Annotated in this window: 2 protein-coding genes; both read left to right on the forward strand. The window is 63.6% G+C overall.

The window, feature by feature from the left end:
• The first annotated feature begins 177 nt into the window (after positions 1-177).
• Positions 178-1,725, forward strand: coding sequence for an IS21 family transposase (gene istA, locus AC0L26_RS31865; RefSeq protein ID WP_473636068.1), 1,548 nt, complete (start codon positions 178-180; stop codon positions 1,723-1,725).
• 16 nt (positions 1,726-1,741) lie between these two features.
• Positions 1,742-2,518 (forward strand): IS21-like element helper ATPase IstB, encoded by a 777-nt coding sequence (gene istB, locus AC0L26_RS31870; RefSeq protein ID WP_095802987.1) that lies wholly within the window; start codon positions 1,742-1,744, stop codon positions 2,516-2,518.
• The last annotated feature ends 106 nt before the right edge of the window (positions 2,519-2,624 follow it).

A 2,624-nucleotide genomic window follows, 5' to 3' on the forward strand; every position in this document is an offset into this window, starting at 1 on the left:
TGCGTGTTTCGGTAATTCCCGGACACCCTTTTCGCTAAATCCCGGACAGTGATTTCAGTAATTCGCGGACAGCGATTCCGCTAAATCCCGGACAGTTTTCGGGAGCGGATTTAGCGGTCGGTTCTTGGCTGCGCCGTTCTGGCAGTTTGGCCTCTCACGATGATGTTGAGAGGGGCCATGCCGAGACGGAAGCAAGCGAGACGAACGAGTGTGAGGGACATCCAAGCGATCTTGCGCCTGACCCATGAGCAGGGTCTTTCGGTGCGTGAAGTGTCGGAACGGCTGAAGATCAGCAAGACGACAGTATCGACCTATTTGCTACGGGCGCGGGAGGCCGGGCTGTCATGCTGGCCTCTGCCGCCGGGCCACGACGACGCGACACTTGAGCGGCTGCTGTTTGGCCGTGCCGGGCGTCCGCCGCAAGACCTGAGCGAACCGGACTTTGCGCTGATCGCCAGGGAGCTGAAGCGCAAGGGGGTGACGCTGACGCTGTTGTGGCAGGAGTATCGCGCCGCCCATCCCGACGGCTACGGCTACACCTGGTTCTGCGAGCACTTCGCCGCTTTCGAGCGCCGGACGAGCGCGACATTCCGCAATCGGCATGCGGCGGGCGCGGTGATGCAGACGGACTATGCCGGGCAGACGGTGCCGGTGATCGATCCGGCGACCGGCGTCATTTACCCGGTGCAGATTTTTGTCGCGGTGCTGGGCGCATCCAATCTGACCTTCGCCTTTGCCAGCTCCAGTCAAAAGCTGCCGGACTGGATCGAGGGCCAGGTACGAGCGCTCGCCTTCTTCGGCGGCGTCACCAGAGCGATCGTGTGCGACAACCTGAAGGCCGGTGTCGTCAAGGCGCTGTGGTTCGAGCCGACGCTGAACGCGACCTTTGCCGCCATGGCCGAGCACTACGACACCACCATCCTGCCGACCCGCAGCCGCAAGCCGCGCGACAAGGCCAAGGTCGAGGGCGCGGTGCTGATCGTCGAGCGCTGGATTCTGGCACGGCTGAGGAATCGATCCTTCTTCTCGATCGCCGAGCTCAATGCGGCGATCGCCGAACTGCTCGAGGAGTTGAACAACCGGCCGATGCGCCATATCGGCCAAAGCCGCCGCGAACTGTTCGAGGAGATCGAGCGGGCTGCCTTGAAGCCGCTGCCGGCGGCACCGTTCGAATATGCCGAGTGGAAGTCGGCGAAGGTCCATCCTGATTACCATGTCGAGGTCGACAAGACCTTCTACTCGGTGCCGCACCGGCTGATCGGGCGCACCGTCGAGGTGCGGCTCACGCATCGAGTGGTCGAGATCTTCCACGATCACCAGCGTGTCGCCAGCCATGTCCGTCGCTCGCAGCGTTCCGGCCATGTCACCGTCAACGAACACATGCCCAAGGCGCACCAGCGCTACGCTAACACCACGCCGGCCAGCCTGATCAGCCGGGCGGCCAGGATCGGCCCCAACGCCGCCATCCTGGTCGAGCGCATGATGCGCGACCGACCGCATCCGGAACAGGGATACCGCTCGGCCATGGGCATCCTGTCGCTGGCGCCGCGCTATGGGCCGGAGCGTCTCGATGCCGCCTGCGAGCGGGCGCTGCTGATCAACGCGATCGCCTACTCCTCCGTCACCGCCATCCTCAAAGCCGGGCTCGACCGAGCCAGCTCTGCAGAACCGGCAAAGCCGACACCCCAGCACGCCAACATCCGCGGCTCCACCTATTACCAGTGAAGGAAAGGAAGAAAGAATGCTGACGAACCCCACCCTCGACCAGATGCAAACCCTCGGTCTGGCCGGCATGGCTGCCGCCTGGCGCGAACTGGCCGAAAGGAACAACGCCAACGAGCTCAGCCGTGACGAGTGGCTCGGCCTGATGCTCGACCGCGAGGTCGCTATACGGGCCGACAAGCGCGTCCGGAACCGGCTCGCCTCAGCCAGGCTGCGCTTTCCCGAAGCCTGCATCGAGGACATCGACTTTGCCGCGCCACGCGGGCTCGACCGGCGCAGCACCATGGCGCTCGCCCAGGGCGAATGGCTGAAAGCGCATGAGAACCTGATCGTCACCGGCCAGACCGGAACCGGCAAGTCGTGGCTAGCCTGCGCCTTCGGCCGGCAAGCAGCACGGCTTGATCATTCCGTGCTCTATGTGCGCGTGCCGCGCCTGTTCGAGGATTTGGCGCTCGCCCGTCTCGATGGCCGCTTCCCACGCCTCATCGACAAACTCACCCGCGCACAACTGCTCATCCTCGATGACTTCGGAACCCACTCCCTCACCGACCAACAGCGCTTCCATCTGTTCGAAATCGTCGAGGAACGCTATCGCCGCAAATCCACCCTGATCACCGCCCAGGTCCCGGTGGCCAGATGGCATGACCTGATCGCAGACCCCACCGTCGCCGACGCCATTCTCGACCGGATCGTGCACAACGCCCACCGCATCGTGCTTCAGGGCGACAGCATGCGAAAGCAAAAGGCTGCGCCCCTCTTGACCGGCACCGAAAACGGCGAAATCAATCATCCATGAACGCAACAAGGCACCCGAGGACCGACGCCGCCAGACTGTCCCGACATTAGCGAAACCACTGTCCGGGAATTAGCGGAACCCCTGTCCGGCTTTTGCGAAATGCGCA

The organism is Mesorhizobium sp. WSM4823 (assembly GCF_055811195.1).